Consider the following 16,818-nt stretch of genomic DNA (forward strand, 5'->3'; position numbering starts at 1 on the left):
GTCTGCCTTTCGGTCACAACAGGCCGACGGCCGTGTCCACTGCCTGCTCCACGCTGCCCTCGGCCGGGTAGAGCAGCGACCGGCCGACCACCATGCCCTGCACGGTGGGCAGCCGCAGCGCCTTGCGCCAGCGTTCGTACGCGCCCTCCTGGTCCTCGCCGACCTCGCCGCCCAGCAGGACGACCGGCAGCGTGGAGGTCTCCAGGACCTCGGCCATGTCGTCCGGGTCGTCGGTGACGGGGAGCTTGAGCCAGGTGTAGGCGGAGGTGCCGCCGAGTCCCGAGGCGATCGCTATGGAGCGGGTGACGGCCTCGGCGGACAGGTCGTTGCGGACCCGGCCGTCGACGCGGCGGGAGATGAACGGCTCGACGAACACCGGCAGCCGGCGCGCCGCCATGTCGTCGATCGCCCGGGCGGTGGACTCCAGGGTGGTCAGCGAGCCCGGGTCGTCGTAGTCGATGCGCAGCAGCAGTTTGCCCGCGTCGAAGCCGAGCCGTTCGATGTCCTCGGCGCGGTGGCCGGTGAAGCGGTCGTCCATCTCGAAGGCCGCACCGGCCAGGCCCCCGCGGTTCATCGACCCCATGACGACCTTGCCGTCCAGCACGCCGAGCAGGAGCAGGTCCTCCAGGATGTCGGCGGTGGCGAGCACCCCGTCCACGCCGGGCCGGGACAGCGCCACGCACAGCCGCTCCAGCAGATCGGCGCGGTTGGCCATCGCCAGACGCCGGTCGCCGACGCCGAGGGCGCCGCGGGCCGGGTGGTCGGCGGCCACGATCATCAGGCGCCCGCTGTCGCCGAGCAGCGGCCGGCGCGCCCGGCGCGCGGCCGCCTCGGCGATCGCCTCGGGGGTGCGGGCCCGGACCGTGGTCAGGTCGGGGATGCTGAGGTTCAAGTCAGGCTCCGTTCGGGATTGGCTTCGTCGGCCCGGGTGCGGGGCGGACCGGCGTCGGCCCGTGGCACTCGGCGGCCCCGGCACGGCGACGGATCACGTCGGCCCGGGGCGGATCGGTCCGCGCCGGACCGGCAGCGGGGCGGGTGGGCGCGCCGGCCTGGGGGCGCAGCGGGTGGCGGTGGCCCCGGCAGCGGGTCCGCGCGCCGCACCGGCCCAGGACCGGGGCGTTGGGCGCGGGGGGCCCGGTCACCTCGACCGGGGTACGGGGCCGGCTCGCCTGGCCGCGCGCAGGGGTCCGGCTCACCTCGCCCCGGGCATGGGCCCGGCTTGCCTGGCTCCCGGTGTGGGCCCAGCTCACGTCGGCTCGGGGACGGGCCCAGCTCATCTCGGCCAGGCTGGGAGCCCAGCTCCCGTCGGCTCGGGCGCAGGCCCGGCTTGCCTCGGCCCGCGCATGGGCCCGGCTCGCCTCACCTATGGCACCGGCCCGGCTTGCCTCGCTCCGGGCGTGGGCCCAGCTCGCGTCGGCTCGGGGACGGGCCTGACTCGCCGGGCCCCAGGTGTGTGCCTCGCCCGCCTTGCCCCACCGGGCGTGGGCCCGGCCCACCTCGCCTCGGGTACGGCCCCAGCTCGCCTCAGCCCGGGTGCAGACCCGGCTCGCCTCGCCCGAGACACAGGCCTGAACCACCTCACACGCCCGGGCGCCTCCCCGGGTACAGGACCCGTTCATGTCAGCTCGCAGCGCTCGGTGACGACGCCCGTGCCAGGAGGTCCTCGACCTCCGGCTCCGTCGGCATCGCCGAAGAGCAGGCGAGGCGGGAGGCGACGAGGGCGCCGGCGGCGTTGGCGTACCGCATGGTCCTCTCCAGCTCCCAGCCGGCCAGCAGCCCGTGGCAGAGGGAGCCGCCGAAGGCGTCGCCGGCGCCGAGGCCGTTGACCACCTCGACCGGCACCGGCGGCACCTCGGCCCGGGTGCCGTCGCGGTGCACGGCCAGGACGCCCTTGGGCCCCTGCTTGACGACGGCCAGTTCCACGCCCGCCTCCAGCAGGGCCTCGGCGCACGCCTGCGGTTCGCGGACACCGGTGGCGACCTCGCACTCCTCGAGGTTGCCGACCGCGACGGTGGCGTGCCGCAGGGCCTCGCGGTAGTACGGGCGGGCCTCCTCCGGGTCGCGCCAGAACATCGGGCGCCAGTCGAGGTCGAAGACCGTGATGCCCGCCTTGTCGCGGGCCTTGAGCGCGGCCAGCGTCGCGGAGCGGCTCGGCTCCTCGCTCAGGCCCGTGCCGGTGATCCAGAAGATGCGCGCCCCGCGGATCGCGAAGAAGTCCAGCTCGTCGGTGTGGATCTCCAGGTCGGGGGCCTTGGGGCGGCGGTAGAAGTACAGCGGGAAGTCGTCCGGCGGGAAGATCTCGCAGAACGTGATGGGGGTGGCGTAGGCGTCGACGGGGGTGACCCAGCGGTCGTCCACGCCGAAGTCCTTCAGCGCCTCGTGCAGGAAGGTCCCGAACGGGTCGTTGCCGGTGCGGGTGATCACCGCGGTGGAGCGGCCGAGGCGGGCGGCCGCCACCGCCACGTTCGCGGCCGAACCGCCGAGGAACTTCCCGAACGTCTCCACCTGGGGCAGGGGGACACCGGTCTGCAGGGGGTACAGGTCGACCCCGATACGGCCCATCGTGATCAAGTCGAAATACTGGGCTGACTCGGCCATGCGCGATGCTCCTCGGGGCTCGGGATGCGGGTGCCGGGACGCCCTGCCACGGTGGGGGCGGGGACTCTCCGGGTCTGCCGCCTCTCAGGTGTAGGTCTCGGAGGGCGGCCCTGTCAATACTTTGTACTTACATTCGGACCTGAGAGTGAAATGATGTCTTAACAAAGTATTGACAGCGGGCCCGTCACGGACTTGGATCCCGTGGCATCGCAACAGACGTCGTGCGGCATCATGATCCGGACTCCATAAGGCTCCGGGACCACAGATCTCAGATCCTCGTGATCCCCTCTCCTTTCCCCCGCAGTAGCACAGTGAGGTGCCAGGAAAGATGGACCGCTCTTCTCACGCCCGCTCCCGCAGACTCGCGCCCGTCGTCGCCGTGGCCGCGGCAGCTGCCCTGACCCTTGCCGGCTGCTCCAGCAGCTCCGGGGGCAAGAAGTCGGAGGAAGGCGGAGCGAACGCCTCCGCCGGCAAGGCGACCACCCCGCGTATGACGGTCGCGCTCGTCACCCACCAGGCGCCCGGCGACACCTTCTGGGACACCGTCCGCAAGGGTGCCGAGGCCGCGGCCGCCAAGGACAACATCAAGCTGATCTACTCGGCCGACCCGAACGCGGGCAACCAGGCCAACCTCGTGCAGAACGCGATCGACCAGAAGGTCGACGGCATCGCGGTCACCCTCGCCAAGCCGGACGCCCTCAAGAGCGTCATCGGCAAGGCCGAGCAGGCCGGGATACCCGTCGTGGGCCTGAACTCCGGCCTGAGCGACTGGAAGAAGCTCAACCTCATGGAGTTCTTCGGCCAGGACGAGAACGTGGCCGGTGAGGCGTTCGGCAAGAAGCTGAACCAGGTCGGCGCCAAGCACGCCCTGTGTGTCATCCAGGAGCAGGGCAACATCGGCCTGACCCAGCGCTGCGACGGTGTGGACAAGACCTTCGACGGCAAGCTCGACGTCCAGAACGTCAACGGCACCGACATGCCGTCGGTGAAGTCGACGATCACCGCCAAGCTGAAGCAGGACCCGTCCATCGACTACGTCGTCACGCTCGGCGCCCCCTTCGCGCTGACCGCGGTGCAGTCGGTCGGCGACGCCGGCAGCAAGGCGAAGGTCGCCACCTTCGACCTCAACAAGGACCTGATCAAGGCCATCCAGAACAACAGCATCCAGTTCGCCGTCGACCAGCAGCCCTACCTCCAGGGCTACCTGGCCGTCGACGGCCTGTGGCTGTACAAGAACAACGGCAACTACAGCGGCGGCGGTGAGCAGCCGGTGCTGACCGGCCCGGCCTTCGTCGACAAGTCCAATGTCGAGCAGATCGCCAAGTTCGCCGCCAACGGAACCCGGTGATGAGCATGACCCAACAGGCTGCGCCGGCGGTGACCTCACCGCCGGCCTCCGGCCCGAGGCAGACCGACGGCCGGACCCGGCAGCGCCCCCTGGCGCTGCGCCTGCTGGCCCGGCCGGAGGTCGGCGTCTTCCTCGGCGCCGTCGCGGTTCTGGTCTTCTTCCTGTTCGCCGCGCCGCCCGTGCGCGACGGCAGCTCGATGGCCAACATCCTGTACCAGTCGTCGACCATCGGGATCATGGCCCTGCCCGTGGCCCTGCTGATGATCGGCGGCGAGTTCGACCTGTCGTCCGGTGTCGCCGTGATCACCTCGGCGCTCACCGCGTCGATGCTCAGCTACCAGCTGACCCTGAACGTGTGGGTCGGCGTGATCATCGCCCTGATCGTGTCGCTCGGCATCGGCGCGTTCAACGGCTGGATGCTGATCAAGACCGGCCTGCCGAGCTTCCTGGTCACCCTCGGCACCTTCCTGATCCTCCAGGGCGTGAACCTGGCCGTCACCAAGCTGGTCACCGGCAACGTGGCGACCGACGACATCAGCGACATGGACGGCTTCAGCCAGGCCAAGGCGCTCTTCGCCTCGACCTTCGAGGTCGGCGGGGTCTCCGTGAAGATCACCGTCGTGTGGTGGCTGGTCTTCGCGGCCCTGGCCACCTGGGTGCTGCTGCGCACCCGGTACGGCAACTGGATCTTCGCGGTCGGCGGCAACAAGGACAGCGCCCGCGCGGTCGGTGTCCCGGTGACCTTCACCAAGATCTCGCTGTTCATGCTGGTCGGCTTCGGCGCCTGGTTCGTCGGCATGCACCAGCTGTTCTCCTTCAACACGGTGCAGTCCGGCGAGGGCGTCGGCCAGGAGCTGATCTACATCGCCGCGGCGGTCATCGGCGGCTGCCTGCTGACCGGCGGCTACGGCTCCGCGATCGGCCCGGTCTTCGGTGCCTTCATGTTCGGCATGGTCCAGCAGGGCATCGTGTACGCCGGCTGGAACCCCGACTGGTTCAAGGCCTTCCTCGGCGTGATGCTGCTCGGCGCCGTCCTGATCAATCTGTGGGTCCAGCGCACCGCGACCCGGAGGTGACCGACATGACAAGCAAGGAAACCGGCACCCACGGGGCCGTGCTCGAAGACCGGCCCGCGGCCGGCGACCGGCCCCTGGTCGAGCTGCGCGGGGCGGGCAAGTCCTACGGCAACATCCGCGCCCTGCACGGCGTCGACCTGGCCGTGCACCCCGGCAAGGTGACCTGTGTGCTCGGCGACAACGGCGCCGGCAAGTCCACCCTCATCAAGATCATTTCCGGGCTGCACCAGCACACCGAGGGCGAGTTCCTCGTCGACGGCGAACCGGTGCGCTTCTCCACCCCGCGTGAAGCCCTGGACAAGGGCATCGCCACCGTCTACCAGGACCTGGCGGTCGTCCCGCTGATGCCGGTGTGGCGGAACTTCTTCCTCGGCTCCGAGATGACCAAGGGGCCCTGGCCGGTCCGCCGCCTCGACATCGAGCGGATGAAGGAGACCGCGGACGAGGAACTGCGCAACATGGGCATCGTCCTGGACGACCTGGAGCAGCCCATCGGCACGCTCTCCGGCGGCCAGCGCCAGTGTGTCGCCATCGCCCGCGCCGTCTACTTCGGCGCCCGCGTCCTCATCCTGGACGAGCCGACCGCCGCACTCGGCGTCAAGCAGTCCGGCGTGGTGCTGAAGTACATCGCCGCCGCCCGCGACCGCGGCCTCGGCGTCATCTTCATCACCCACAACCCGCACCACGCCTACATGGTCGGCGACCACTTCAGCGTGCTGCGCCTGGGCACCATGGAACTGTCCGCCTCGCGCGACCGGGTCAGCCTCGAAGAGCTGACCAACCACATGGCCGGCGGCGCCGAACTGGCCGCCCTGAAGCACGAGTTGGCGCAGGTCCGCGGCGTCGACGTCGAGGAGCTCCCCGAGGAGGGGGACCTCACCGCCTCCGTAGCGGCATCTGAGGAAGGAAAGTCCTGACATGGCCCCCGTGCTCGACCGCATCCGGGTCGGCTCCGCCCCCGACTCCTGGGGCGTCTGGTTCGCCGACGACCCGCTGCAGGTGCCCTGGGAACGCTTCCTCGACGAGGTCGCCGAGGCCGGCTACTCCTGGATCGAACTCGGCCCGTACGGCTACCTGCCGACCGACCCGGCCCGGCTCACCGACGAGGTGACCAAGCGGGGCCTCAAGGTCTCCGCCGGCACGATCTTCTGCGGCCTGCACCGCGGCCCGTCCGAGTGGGACTCCACCTGGGAGCAGGTCAGCCGGGTCGCCGCCCTGACTCAGGCGATGGACGCGGGGCACCTGGTGGTCATCCCGTCCTTCTGGCGGGACGACAAGACCGCCGAGATCCTCGAGCCGCCGGAGCTCACCCGCGAACAGTGGGGCCACCTCACCTCGGGCATGGAGCGGCTCGGCAGGCAGGTGAAGGAGACGTACGGCCTGGACATCGTCGTCCACCCGCACGCCGACACCCACATCGACACCGAGGAGCACGTCGAGCAGTTCCTCGACTCCACCGACTCCAGCCTGGTCAACCTGTGCCTGGACACCGGGCACTACGCCTACTGCGGCGGCGACAGCGTCAAGCTGATCGAGACCTACGGCGAGCGCATCGGCTACCTGCACCTCAAGCAGGTCGACCCGGAGATCCTCGCCGACGTGCAGGCAAACGGCATCCCGTTCGGCCCGGCCGTGCAGCGCGGTGTGATGTGCGAGCCCCCGGCGGGAGTCCCCGAACTGGGGCCCGTGCTGGAGGCCGCGCAGAAGCTGGGCGTGGACCTGTTCGCGATCGTCGAGCAGGACATGTACCCCTGCGAGCCGGACAAGCCGCTGCCCATCGCGGTGCGCACCCGCAAGTTCCTCAGGAGCTGCGGAGCCTGAACCGTACGGGCCATGCCGCTCGCCGACCCGGGCGGCACCGCCCGTCCCGTGCCGTGCCGCCGGCGCCTCGGCCGGGGGCGACGCCTGTCGCCAGGGCCGGTCGCGTCCGCGGAGCCGGTGGCCCGGGCGGATCGGGGTGTGCCGGCCGACGGCTGCGTCGGCCTCGGCACCGACGCCGTCATGCGACCGGCCGCGGACGGTTCCGCCACCGCTGCGCACGCGTGTCCGGGCCGGGCGCGGACGGCGCCCCGTCGGCGCCGGGCAGCGGCAACGATCCGCGCGCTGCCTACGCGAGACGTGAACGAGGGCCGGACGAGGCAAGGGGAGGGCACAGCCATGACGCAGCGGGCGGACCTGCGGGTTGCCGTCATCGGCAGCGGCCGGATGGGCGCCGACCACGTACGCCGCATCCAGCAGACGATCAAGGGCGCCCGGGTGACGGCCGTCGTGGACGTGGACGCCGAACGCGCCAAGCGCGTGGCCGCCCCCATCGACGGCTGTACGGTCTCCACCGACCCGCTCGCCGCGCTGGCGGCGGACGACGTCGACGCCGTGCTCATCGCCTCTCCAGGCCCGGCCCACGAGGCCACGCTGCTCGCCGCGCTCGAGCGTGACCTGCCCGTGCTGTGCGAGAAGCCGCTCACCCCCGACGCGGCCTCCGCCCTGCGCGTCCTCGAAGCCGAACAGGCCCTCGGCCACCGCCGCATCCAGGTCGGCTTCATGCGCCGCTACGACGCCGAGTACGTCAGGCTGAAGGCGCTGCTCCGGACCGGGCAGCTGGGCCGCCCGCTGATGGTGCACAACCGGCACCGCAACGTGGCGAGCCCGCCCTTCTTCACCAGCGCCATGCTGATCAGCGACTCGGTCGCGCACGAGGTGGACGCCACCCGCTGGCTCCTCGGGCACGAGATCACCGCCGTCACCGTGCTGCGCCCCGCCCCGTCCGCCAACGCCCCCGACCACCTCCTGGACCCCCAGTTCGTCGTCCTGGAGACCGACGGCGGCGCCCTGTCCGACGTCGAGATCTTCGTCAACTGCGGCTTCGGCTACCAGGTGCAGGCCGAGGTGGTCTGCGAACGCGGCACCGCCCGCATCGGCGACGGCCACGCCCTGGTCACCCACATGGCCGCCCGCTGGGGCGGCACCATCGCCCAGGACTACACCGAGCGCTTCGCCGACGCCTACGACCGGGAGGTCCAGGCCTGGGTCGACGCCACCCGTCGCGGCGAGGTCACCGGCCCGGGCACCTGGGACGGCTACGCCGCGGCCGCCGTGTGCGAGGCGGGAGTGCGGGCGCTGGAAGAGGGCGGACGCGTGACGGTCGAGCTGGTGGACAAGCCGGCGCTGTACCGCTGAGAGACCTGCCCCGCACGGACTCGGCAGGCCGATGTCAGTGCCGCGCGCTAGCGTGCACAGCATCGGCTCCTCATCCCGTCTCCGGGAGGTTCCTCATGGCTTCGCGTCTCAACCCCTACCTCAGCTTCGACGGCGACGCCCGCCAGGCGATGGAGTTCTACAAGGACGTCTTCGGCGGCACCCTGACCCTCAGCACCTTCGGCGAGTTCGGCCACGAGGACACCCCCGGCGGCGACAAGATCATGCACGCCATGCTGGAGACCCAAAACGGCTTCACGCTCATGGCCTCCGACACCCCGCCCGGCATGGAGTACCAGCGCGGCAGCAACTTCGCCGTGAGCCTCAGCGGCGACGACGACGCCGAACTGCGCGGCTACTGGGAGAAGCTGTCCGACGGCGGCTCGGTGACCGTGCCGATGGAGAAGCAGATGTGGGGCGACGTCTTCGGCATGTGCACGGACCGCTTCGGCGTCCCCTGGATGGTCAACATCAGCGCGGGCGAGGCCTGACCGCTCAGCCGGGGAGCGTGGTGCGCGGCCGGGGGGCGAAGCCGGCCGCGCGGTAGCAGGCGTCGATCAGCTCCATGGTCGTCACCGCGTCCCGCGCGTCCAGCGGCAGCGCGGCACCGTCACGCACCCGGGCGGCGAACGCCTCCAGCTGGTACGTGTACGACGACCGGGTGCCCAGGTGTTCGGTGCGCTCGCCCTCGGGCGTGCGGACGACGACCCGGTCGTCCAGCTGCGGCAGCACGAAGTTCGGCGCGCTCGCCTCGCCCCGGGAACCGACCAGCCGGATGCTCATCTCCAGCCCGCCGTACGCCATGTGGCAGCGGGCGGAGCCGGTGGCGCCGCCGGGGAACTCCAGGTCGGCGTCCAGCCACTCGTCGACGCCGGGCGCGCCCGTACGCTCCCCGCCCCGGGCGGCCACCAGCCGGGGTGCGCCGCCCGTCCAGGGCGCGAGCATCCGCAGCGCGTGCAGGCTGTAGCAGCCCAGGTCCATCAGGGCGCCGCCGGCCAGCGGCAGCGACCAGCGCGGGTCGCAGTCCTCGGGCGCGGGGATGGCGACCAGGGCCTCGACGTGCCGCAGCTCGCCCAGCTCACCCGACTCCAGCAGCGCGTGCAGACGGCGGGTGACCGGGTGGAACAGGTAGTGGAAGGCCTCCATGAACACCGTCCCGGCCTTCTCGGCGGCCCCCAGCACCTCGGCCGCCTCCTCGGCGTTGCTCGCCGACGGCTTCTCGCTCAGCACATGCTTGCCCGCCGCGAGGGCGGCCAGGTGTGCGCGGCGGCGAACGCCTCCGCCCGGGCGCGGTCGCGGGCGGCCACCGCGACGACGCGGTGGCCCGTCGCCCGGGCCGGGCCGATCAGGGCGCGCTCGGTGATCCGTGCTGCTCCCAGCACACCGATGCGCAGGGGTTCCCGGCCCGGTCCGCTCATGCCTGCCGTACCTCCTCGATCGTCACGGGGCGGTGCTCGTGGAGGGACAGTGTGCACGCCTCCGCGATCCAGCCGGCCTCCAGGGCGTCCTCGATCGTGCAGGGGGAGGGCCGGGTGCCGGCCACGACCTCGGTGAACGCGGTGAGTTCGGCGCGGTAGGCCTCCGTGAAGCGGTCCATGAAGAAGTCGTGCGGGGTGCCGGCGGGGAAGGTCACGCCCGGCTCCACCGAGCGCAGCGGCAGCTTGTCCTCCAGGCCGACGGCGATGGAGTCCTTGAAGCCGTGCAGCTCCATGCGGACGTCGTAACCGCGGGCGTTGTGACGGCTGTTGGAGACCACCGCGATGGTGCCGTCGTCCAGGGTGAGGACGGCTCCGGTGGTGTCGGCGTCGCCCGCCTCCTTGATGTAGCCGGCGCCCTTGTTGCCGCCGACGGCGTACACCTCGCGCACCTCGCGGCCGGTCACCCAGCGGATGATGTCGAAGTCGTGCACCGAGCAGTCGCGGAAGATGCCGCCGGAGGCGGCGATGTACGCGGCGGGCGGCGGCGCCGGGTCCAGGGTGGTGGACCGTACGGTGTGCAGCTGCCCCAGCTCACCGGCCTGCACGGCGGCCCGGGCGGCGACGAACCCGGCGTCGAAGCGCCGGTTGTAGCCGATCTGGATGGGCACGTCCCTGCCCTGGACGGCCTTGAGCACCTGGACGCCCTCGCTCATGGTCCTGGCGACGGGCTTCTCGCAGAAGACCGGCACACCCGCCTCGACCCCGGCGAGGATCAGGGCGGGGTGGGCGTCGGTGGCCGCGGCGACGACGAGGCCGTCCACCCCGGAGGCCAGCAGGGCCTCGGGGGAGTCCGCGACCTCGGCACCGAACCGCTCGGCGGCGGCCTTCGCGGCGCTCGCGAACGGGTCGGAGACGACGAGGGACTCGACGGCGTCGAGCCCGGACAGGGTCTCGGCGTGGAACGCGCCGATACGGCCGAGGCCGAGGATTCCGATACGCATGGGGGTGCTTGCTCCTTGAAGTGCGGTTTGCGGGGGGAGGAGGTCTAGTCGAGTCCGCCGAGCACGTTCTGGTCCCAGTCGATCACGGAGCCGGTGACCACCCCGGACCGGTCCGACAGCAGGAAGACCACGAAGTCGGCGATCTCGTCCGGCTGGCCGAGCCGGCCCATCGGCAGCTTCGCGGCGGCCTGCTCGCGCCAGTCGTCCCCGGCGCCGTGGAAGGTCTTCTGGGTGGCGTCCTCGCCCTCGGTCGCGGTCCAGCCGATGTTCAGGCCGTTGATCCGGATCCGGTCCCAGCGGTGGGCGTGCGCGGCGTTGCGGGTCAGCCCGGCGAGCCCGGCCTTCGCCGCCACGTACGGCGCGAGGAACGGCTGCCCGCCGTGCGCCGACGAGGTGATGATGTTGACGATCGTGCCGGGCGCCTGCCGCGCCACCATGTCCGCGACCGCCGCCTGCATCGCGAAGAACGGTCCCTTGAGGTTGATCGCGATGTGCTGGTCGAACAGCTCGGGCGTGGTGTCCAGCAGCGTGCCGCGCGAGGTCAGCCCGGCCGAGTTCACCAGGCAGTCGATCCGGCCGTACGCCTCCACGACCCGGGCCACGCTGCCCTTCGCCTGCTCGGCGTCCGCGAGGTCGGCCCGTACGAACAGCGCCTTGCCGCCCGCGGCGGCCAGCTCCGCCACCAGTGCCTCGCCGGGCTCCGGGCGCCGCCCGGTGACGGCGACGACCGCGCCCTCGCGGACGGCGGCCCGGGCGATGGCGGCGCCGACGCCCTGGGTGCCGCCGTTGACCAGGACGACCTTGCCGTCCAGAAGTCCGTCGGGTGCGTTGTCGAGAAGTCCCATGAACTGCTTCCTCAGCTCTCTCGCCGTGCGGTGCCGGCCCGCAGCTCCGCGCGGAGCCTGTCCGGTGTCCATTCCTCGCGCAGGGCCCGCCGTACGACGTCCGCCTGCGAGGGCGGGGCCAGGCCGTCGACCGGCGGGTCGCTGTCGAGGTTGGTGGGGAAGGGGTAGCCCTCGGCGCTCGCCGCGACCACGTTGTGCAGCCACTGCTCGCCGGCGCCCTCGGCCTTGCGCCGGAGCAGCACCGGGTAGACCGCGCCCGCCACGGCCTCCCGGTCCACCGTCTCCATCGCGCGCCCGAAGGCGGAGGAGACCTGGAGCAGGTTGGCCATGCGCCGGATGCCGGCCGAGCGGTTGCCGCCCGCCGCGTGGAACAGGGCCGGGTTGAAGAAGACCGCGTCGCCCTTGGCGAGCGGCAGCTGGACGTGGTGCCGGTCGAAGTACGCCTGGAACTCCGGCCGCCGCCACGCCAGGTAGCCCGGCTCGTACTTCTGGGAGTGCGGCAGGTACATCGTCGGCCCCGACTCGACCGGCATGTCGCAGTGCGCGACCGCGCCCTGGAGGGTCAGGACGGGGGAGAGGCGGTGCACGTGCGCCGGGTAGGCGGCGGCGGCCTCGGCCGAGAGGAACCCGAGGTGGTAGTCGCGGTGCGCCGTCTGGGCCGCGCCGCCCGGGTTGACCACGTTGATCTGGGAGGTGACCTGGTAGCCGGGGCCCAGCCAGGTCTGGGAGACCAGGGCGATCACGTCGTTGGCGTAGTAGTCGGCGAACACCTCCGGGTCGTACAGGGCCGCCTTCTCCAGCGCGTTCCACACCCGGTCGTTGGCGCCCGGCTTGGCGAAGTGGTCACCGGCGGCCGCGCCCGAGGCGCGCTGCTCCGCGATCAGGGCGTCGAACACCTCGGTGGCCCGGTCCACCACCGCCGGGTCGAAGGCGCCCCGGAAGACGACGATGCCCGGGCCGTCGGCGAGGGCCCGCACCAGCTCGGCCTCCAGCACCCGGTCGGGTTCGAGCAGGCCGGCGTCGTAGACGGGCACGTTCCGCTCCACGGCGGTGGCGTGCGGATGGTCGGTCGGATCCGTCGGCTGCTCGACCAGGGCGCGCAACGCGTCCAGGTCGCAGTCCTGCTCGGACAGCCAGCGGCGGCGGAGGGTGTGCGGTGGTGGGAAGGACATCGTCGTCCCTTCGGGTCACGGAGCGACGCAGCCCTGTCATTCTTGTCAGTACAAAACCCTCGAACAACCAGCAGGAAGCCATCAAAAACCCCTCAAGGAGCGTCCCCGTGGGCCACCCCTTCCCCATCCGCGAGATCGCACGTCAGGCGGGGCTGAGCGAAGCCACCGTCGACCGGGTCCTCAACGGCCGGGGCGGGGTGCGCGAGAGCACCGCGCGGGAGGTGCACCGGGCGATCGCCGACCTGGACCGGCAGCGCACCCAGGTCCGGCTCGTCGGCCGCACCTTCATGGTCGACATCGTGATGCAGGCGCCGGAGCGGTTCACCACCGCCGTACGCGCCGCCCTGGAGGCCGAACTGCCGTCCCTGCACCCGGCCGTCCTGCGCTCCCGCTTCCACTTCCGCGAGACCGGCCCGGCCGGGGAACTGGTCGCGGTCCTGGACCGGATAGCCCGGCGCGGCTCGCAGGGCGTGATCCTCAAGGCCCCCGACGTCCCCGAGGTCACCGCGGCCGTGGCCCGGCTCCACACGGCCGGGATCCCGGTCGTCACCCTGGTGACCGACCTGCCCGCCGTACCCCGCCTCGGCTATGTCGGCATCGACAACCGGGCGGCCGGCGCGACCGCCGCGTACCTCATGGGCCAGTGGCTCGGCGACCGGCCCGGCAACGTCCTGACCAGTCTCAGCAGCGGGTTCTTCCGCAACGAGGAGGAGCGCGAGATGGGCTTCCGCAGCGCCATGCGCACCCACCACCCCGACCGGACGCTCGTCGAGATCGCCGAGGGCCAGGGCCTGGACGCCACCCAGTACGACCTCGTCCGGGCCGCCCTGGAACGCGACCCGGACATCCGCGCGGTCTACTCGATCGGCGGCGGGAACATCGCGACGCTGCAGGCCTTCGAGGACCTCGGCCGCGAGTGCGCCGTGTTCATCGCGCACGACCTCGACCACGACAACACCCGGCTGCTGCGCGAGCACCGCCTGTCCGCCGTGCTCCACCACGACCTGCGCCAGGACATGCGCGAGGCCTGCCACCTGGTGATGCGCGCGCACGGCGCGCTTCCCCCGGCGGGGCCGAGCCTGCCGTCGGCGATCCAGGTGGTGACGCCGTACAACATGCCCACGCCCGTGGGGTGACGTGGGTCCTGCCCCCGGGCGTGTATCCCTGTCCGGGGTCACCCGGCTCCCTACCGTCGGGCCCATGCGGAAATCGACGCCCGACGGGCCGCCCGACCGTCTGCTGGCCCTGTCCGACGGCGTGTTCGCCATCGCCATTACCTTGCTGGTCCTGGACCTGTCCGTGCCGCGCGGGCTGGACGGCGCCGAGTACCGCCGGGCGCTGCGCGAGCTCCTCCCGGACCTCGGGGCCTACGCGCTCAGCGTCGTGGTGCTGGCCGGTTTCTGGCGCGACCACCGGCGGATCTTCCGCTCCGTCCGGCAGGTCGACGCACAGGTGGTCTCCCTGACCGTGCTGGGCCTGGGCGTGGCGGCCCTGCTGCCCTTCCCCACCCGGCTGATCTCCGACTACGGCGGCCAGGCCGCCTCGGTCGCCATCTACGCGGCGGCCGTCGCCGCGCTCGGCGCGAGCCACCTCGCGCTGGTCACCGTCCTCACCGCCCGCCCCTGGCTGCGCACCGGCGCGGTGGTGGACGAGGGATACCGGCGTTACGCCCTCGACATGGCCGCGACGGTGGCGGTGTTCCTCGTGACCATCCCGCTGGCCCTGACGATCGGGGTGGCGGCCATGTGGTGGTGGCTCGTCCTCTTCCCGGTCAAGTACGCGCTCGGCCGGCGGGACCGCGAGGCACCGCACCGCTGACCGTCACCCCCGCGCGTCCACGGCCACCCACGCCCCGCTCTCGGCCGACCGGGACATGGCGTCCAGGACGGCCGCGCTGTGCACCGCGTCCGCGAGCGTGGCCCCGTACGCGGCGCCCTCGGCGATCGAGCGCAGGAAACGGTACGCCTCGATGACCTTCAGGTCGTCATAGCCCATGGCGTTCGCCGCGCCCGGCTGGAAGGCGGCGAACTCGCCGTGGCCCGGGCCGACGTACACCGTGCTGACGGGCTGGTCCTGGTAGGTCGTGCCCCGGCTGACCGCGAGCTCGTTCATCCGGCGGAAGTCCCAGAACACCGCGCCCTTAGTGCCGTGCACCTCGAAGCCGTAGCTGTTCTGCTCCCCGACCGAGACCCGGCAGGCCTCCAGCACACCGCGCGCGCCGGAGGCGAAACGCAGCAGGCAGCCGACGTAGTCCTCGTTCTCCACCGGCCCGAGTTCGCCGCCGGAGGCACGGGCGTGACCCGCGGTGGCGCCGGCCGGGCGGGCCCGCTCGGGCAGGAAGATCGCGGTGTCGGCGGTCAGGGACGCGATGTCGCCGAGCAGGAAGCGGGCCAGGTCCGCCCCGTGCGAGGCCAGGTCGCCCAGCACCCCGCTGCCGCCGCGCTCCCGCTCGTACCGCCAGGTCAGCGCGCCCTCGGGGTGGGCGGCGTAATCGCTGAAGAGGCGGATGCGGACATGGGTGACCGTGCCGATCTCGCCCGAGGCGATCAGGTCGCGGGCGGCCTCGACGGCCGGCGCGTTGCGGTAGTTGAAGCCGACCGCGCCCTGCACGCCGGCCCGGGCGACCGCGTCGGCGACGGCCCGGGCGTCCTCCAGCGACAGCCCGACCGGCTTCTCGATCCAGATGTGCTTGCCCGCCTCGGCCATCGCGACACCGATCTCGCGGTGCAGGAAGTTCGGCGCGGTGATGCTGACCGCCCGCACGCGCGGGTCGGCGGCCACCTCACGCCAGTCGCGGGTCGTGGAGGCGAACCCGAACTGCACGGCCGCCTCCTCCGCCCGCCCCGGCACCTCCTCGGCGACCGCCACCAGCTCCGGCCGCAGCGGCAGCAGCGGATAGTGGTGGGCCACGCGCGCGTAGGCCTGGGTGTGCACCCGCCCCATCCAGCCGAATCCGACGACGGCGACGCCGAGCGTGTCCACCATGGAAGCCTCACTTTTGGACCGTTCCAGAACCCTTCGGCCCCACACTCGGCATGCTGCAGCCCGGTGTCAACCCTTTGACAAGCGCGGTACTGACGTGGAACGGTCCAACCCATGAGACCGCCGACCATCCGCGACGTGGCCGAGCGGGCCGGGGTGTCCAAGTCGCTGGTCTCGCTGGTGCTGCGCGGCTCCGACCAGGTCCGCCCCGAGAAACGCGAGGCCGTGCTGCGGGCCGCCCGCGAGCTCGGCTACCGGCCCAACGCGGCCGCCCGCAGCCTCAGCGAACAGCGCAGCCGCACGGTCGGTGTCCTCCTGAACGACCTGCGCAACCCCTGGTTCGTCGACCTGCTCGACGGCCTCAACTCCCTGCTCCACGCGGCCGGGCTGCGCATGCTGCTCGCCGACGCCCGCCTCAACCGCCGCACCGGCCAGGATCCGGCCGACCCCTTCCTCGACCTGCGGGTCGACGGCCTGGTGGTGGTCGGCACGCTGCCCGACCGGGCCGCCCTCGGCACCGTCGCCGAGCGGATACCGGTCGTCCTGGCCGGCGGCCGCGAGCAGGTGCCGCCCGGCGTCGACGTGGTCGCGGGCGACGACGCGCAGGGCGCCCGGCTGGTCACCGAGCACCTCATCGGCCTCGGGCACCGCCGTGTCGCCCACCTCGCGGGCTACGGCGCGGTCGGCGACCTGCGCCGCCGCAGCTTCGAGGCGGCCATGCGCGCCCGCGGACTGGCGGACGAGGCCGTGGTCGAGCCCAGCGACATGACCGAGGAGGGCGGCTACCGCACCACGGTCCGTCTCCTCAGCCGCCCCGACCGCCCGACCGCCCTCTTCGCCGTCAACGACATCGCCGCGGTCGGCGCCCTGTCGGCGGCGGAGGAACTGGGCCTGCGGGTCCCGCACGACGTGTCCGTGGTCGGCTACGACAACACCAGCATCTCCCGGCTGCGCCACCTGTGGCTCACCACCGTCGACAACGCGAGCCACGAGGTCGGCCGCCGCGCCGCCCGCTGCCTCCTCGACCGCTTCGAACACCCCGGGGCCGAGGGGGGCGTCCACCTGGCGGCCCCCACGCTGGAGATCCGGGGGACGACGGGGCCGCCGCGCTGAGCCGCGCGCTGCCGTGGACCGGCCGTGCCCACGGCCCGGTGCTGCCCCACATGCCGGCCGGCGCCCTGAC

At 72.4% G+C, this 16,818-nt stretch carries 15 protein-coding genes and 1 pseudogene; 9 read left to right on the plus strand and 7 right to left on the minus strand.

Features of this window, described 5'->3' with window-relative positions:
• Nucleotides 1–13: 13 nt before the first annotated feature.
• Together AB0K80_RS13810 and iolC are read right to left on the minus strand one after the other, a co-directional pair.
• On the minus strand, nt 14–892 hold the full coding sequence (locus tag AB0K80_RS13810; protein WP_365669073.1) for a deoxyribose-phosphate aldolase: 879 nt from the start codon (nt 890–892) through the stop codon (nt 14–16).
• A 728-nt stretch (nt 893–1,620) separates the two neighbouring features.
• On the minus strand, nt 1,621–2,598 hold the full coding sequence (gene iolC, locus AB0K80_RS13815) for a 5-dehydro-2-deoxygluconokinase (protein WP_365669074.1): 978 nt from the start codon (nt 2,596–2,598) through the stop codon (nt 1,621–1,623).
• 328 nt (nt 2,599–2,926) lie between these two features.
• On the opposite strand from iolC, the gene AB0K80_RS13820 reads away from it, so the two are divergent.
• From AB0K80_RS13820 to AB0K80_RS13845, 6 genes are all read left to right on the plus strand, one after another.
• A complete protein-coding gene (locus tag AB0K80_RS13820; RefSeq protein ID WP_365669076.1) occupies nt 2,927–3,946 on the plus strand; it encodes a sugar ABC transporter substrate-binding protein in 1,020 nt (339 codons plus the stop codon).
• Nucleotides 3,946–5,022, plus strand: a complete 1,077-nt coding sequence (locus tag AB0K80_RS13825) for an ABC transporter permease (protein ID WP_365669078.1) — start codon at nt 3,946–3,948, stop codon at nt 5,020–5,022. The genes AB0K80_RS13820 and AB0K80_RS13825 overlap by 1 nt, the downstream gene beginning before the upstream one ends.
• Before the next feature lie 5 nt (nt 5,023–5,027).
• Entirely contained in the window at nt 5,028–5,939 is a 912-nt protein-coding gene (locus AB0K80_RS13830; RefSeq protein ID WP_365669080.1) for an ATP-binding cassette domain-containing protein, read from the plus strand.
• A gap of 1 nt (nt 5,940) precedes the next feature.
• Nucleotides 5,941–6,843, plus strand: a complete 903-nt coding sequence (locus AB0K80_RS13835) for a sugar phosphate isomerase/epimerase (protein WP_365669081.1) — start codon at nt 5,941–5,943, stop codon at nt 6,841–6,843.
• 336 nt (nt 6,844–7,179) lie between these two features.
• Nucleotides 7,180–8,199 (plus strand): Gfo/Idh/MocA family oxidoreductase, encoded by a 1,020-nt coding sequence (locus tag AB0K80_RS13840; RefSeq protein WP_365669083.1) that lies wholly within the window; start codon nt 7,180–7,182, stop codon nt 8,197–8,199.
• Between the two features lie 95 nt (nt 8,200–8,294).
• Nucleotides 8,295–8,708 (plus strand): VOC family protein, encoded by a 414-nt coding sequence (locus tag AB0K80_RS13845; protein ID WP_365669085.1) that lies wholly within the window; start codon nt 8,295–8,297, stop codon nt 8,706–8,708.
• Between the two features lie 4 nt (nt 8,709–8,712).
• On the opposite strand, the pseudogene AB0K80_RS13850 reads toward AB0K80_RS13845, so the two are convergent.
• From AB0K80_RS13850 to AB0K80_RS13865, 4 genes and pseudogenes are all read right to left on the minus strand, one after another.
• Nucleotides 8,713–9,635 (minus strand): annotated as a pseudogene (locus AB0K80_RS13850) (Gfo/Idh/MocA family oxidoreductase).
• Nucleotides 9,632–10,636 (minus strand): Gfo/Idh/MocA family oxidoreductase, encoded by a 1,005-nt coding sequence (locus AB0K80_RS13855; RefSeq protein ID WP_365669087.1) that lies wholly within the window; start codon nt 10,634–10,636, stop codon nt 9,632–9,634. Before AB0K80_RS13855 ends, AB0K80_RS13850 begins: the two are co-directional and overlap by 4 nt.
• Before the next feature lie 44 nt (nt 10,637–10,680).
• Nucleotides 10,681–11,481, minus strand: a complete 801-nt coding sequence (locus tag AB0K80_RS13860) for an SDR family oxidoreductase (RefSeq protein WP_365669088.1) — start codon at nt 11,479–11,481, stop codon at nt 10,681–10,683.
• Nucleotides 11,482–11,492: 11 nt separating this feature from the next.
• Entirely contained in the window at nt 11,493–12,653 is a 1,161-nt protein-coding gene (locus AB0K80_RS13865) for a phytanoyl-CoA dioxygenase family protein (RefSeq protein ID WP_365669090.1), read from the minus strand.
• A gap of 107 nt (nt 12,654–12,760) precedes the next feature.
• Here AB0K80_RS13865 and AB0K80_RS13870 point away from each other — a divergent pair, with 107 nt between their 5' ends.
• Both AB0K80_RS13870 and AB0K80_RS13875 read left to right on the plus strand, forming a co-directional pair.
• Entirely contained in the window at nt 12,761–13,789 is a 1,029-nt protein-coding gene (locus tag AB0K80_RS13870; RefSeq protein ID WP_365669091.1) for a LacI family DNA-binding transcriptional regulator, read from the plus strand.
• A gap of 64 nt (nt 13,790–13,853) precedes the next feature.
• On the plus strand, nt 13,854–14,471 hold the full coding sequence (locus AB0K80_RS13875) for a TMEM175 family protein (RefSeq protein ID WP_365669093.1): 618 nt from the start codon (nt 13,854–13,856) through the stop codon (nt 14,469–14,471).
• Between the two features lie 3 nt (nt 14,472–14,474).
• On the opposite strand, the gene AB0K80_RS13880 is transcribed toward AB0K80_RS13875, so the two are convergent.
• Nucleotides 14,475–15,638 (minus strand): Gfo/Idh/MocA family oxidoreductase, encoded by a 1,164-nt coding sequence (locus tag AB0K80_RS13880; protein ID WP_365669095.1) that lies wholly within the window; start codon nt 15,636–15,638, stop codon nt 14,475–14,477.
• Between the two features lie 111 nt (nt 15,639–15,749).
• On the opposite strand from AB0K80_RS13880, the gene AB0K80_RS13885 reads away from it, so the two are divergent.
• A complete protein-coding gene (locus AB0K80_RS13885) occupies nt 15,750–16,748 on the plus strand; it encodes a LacI family DNA-binding transcriptional regulator (RefSeq protein WP_365669097.1) in 999 nt (332 codons plus the stop codon).
• Nucleotides 16,749–16,818: the final 70 nt, after the last annotated feature.

The sequence above is a fragment of the Streptomyces sp. NPDC052682 genome (assembly GCF_040678435.1).
Lineage (GTDB): Bacteria > Actinomycetota > Actinomycetes > Streptomycetales > Streptomycetaceae > Streptomyces.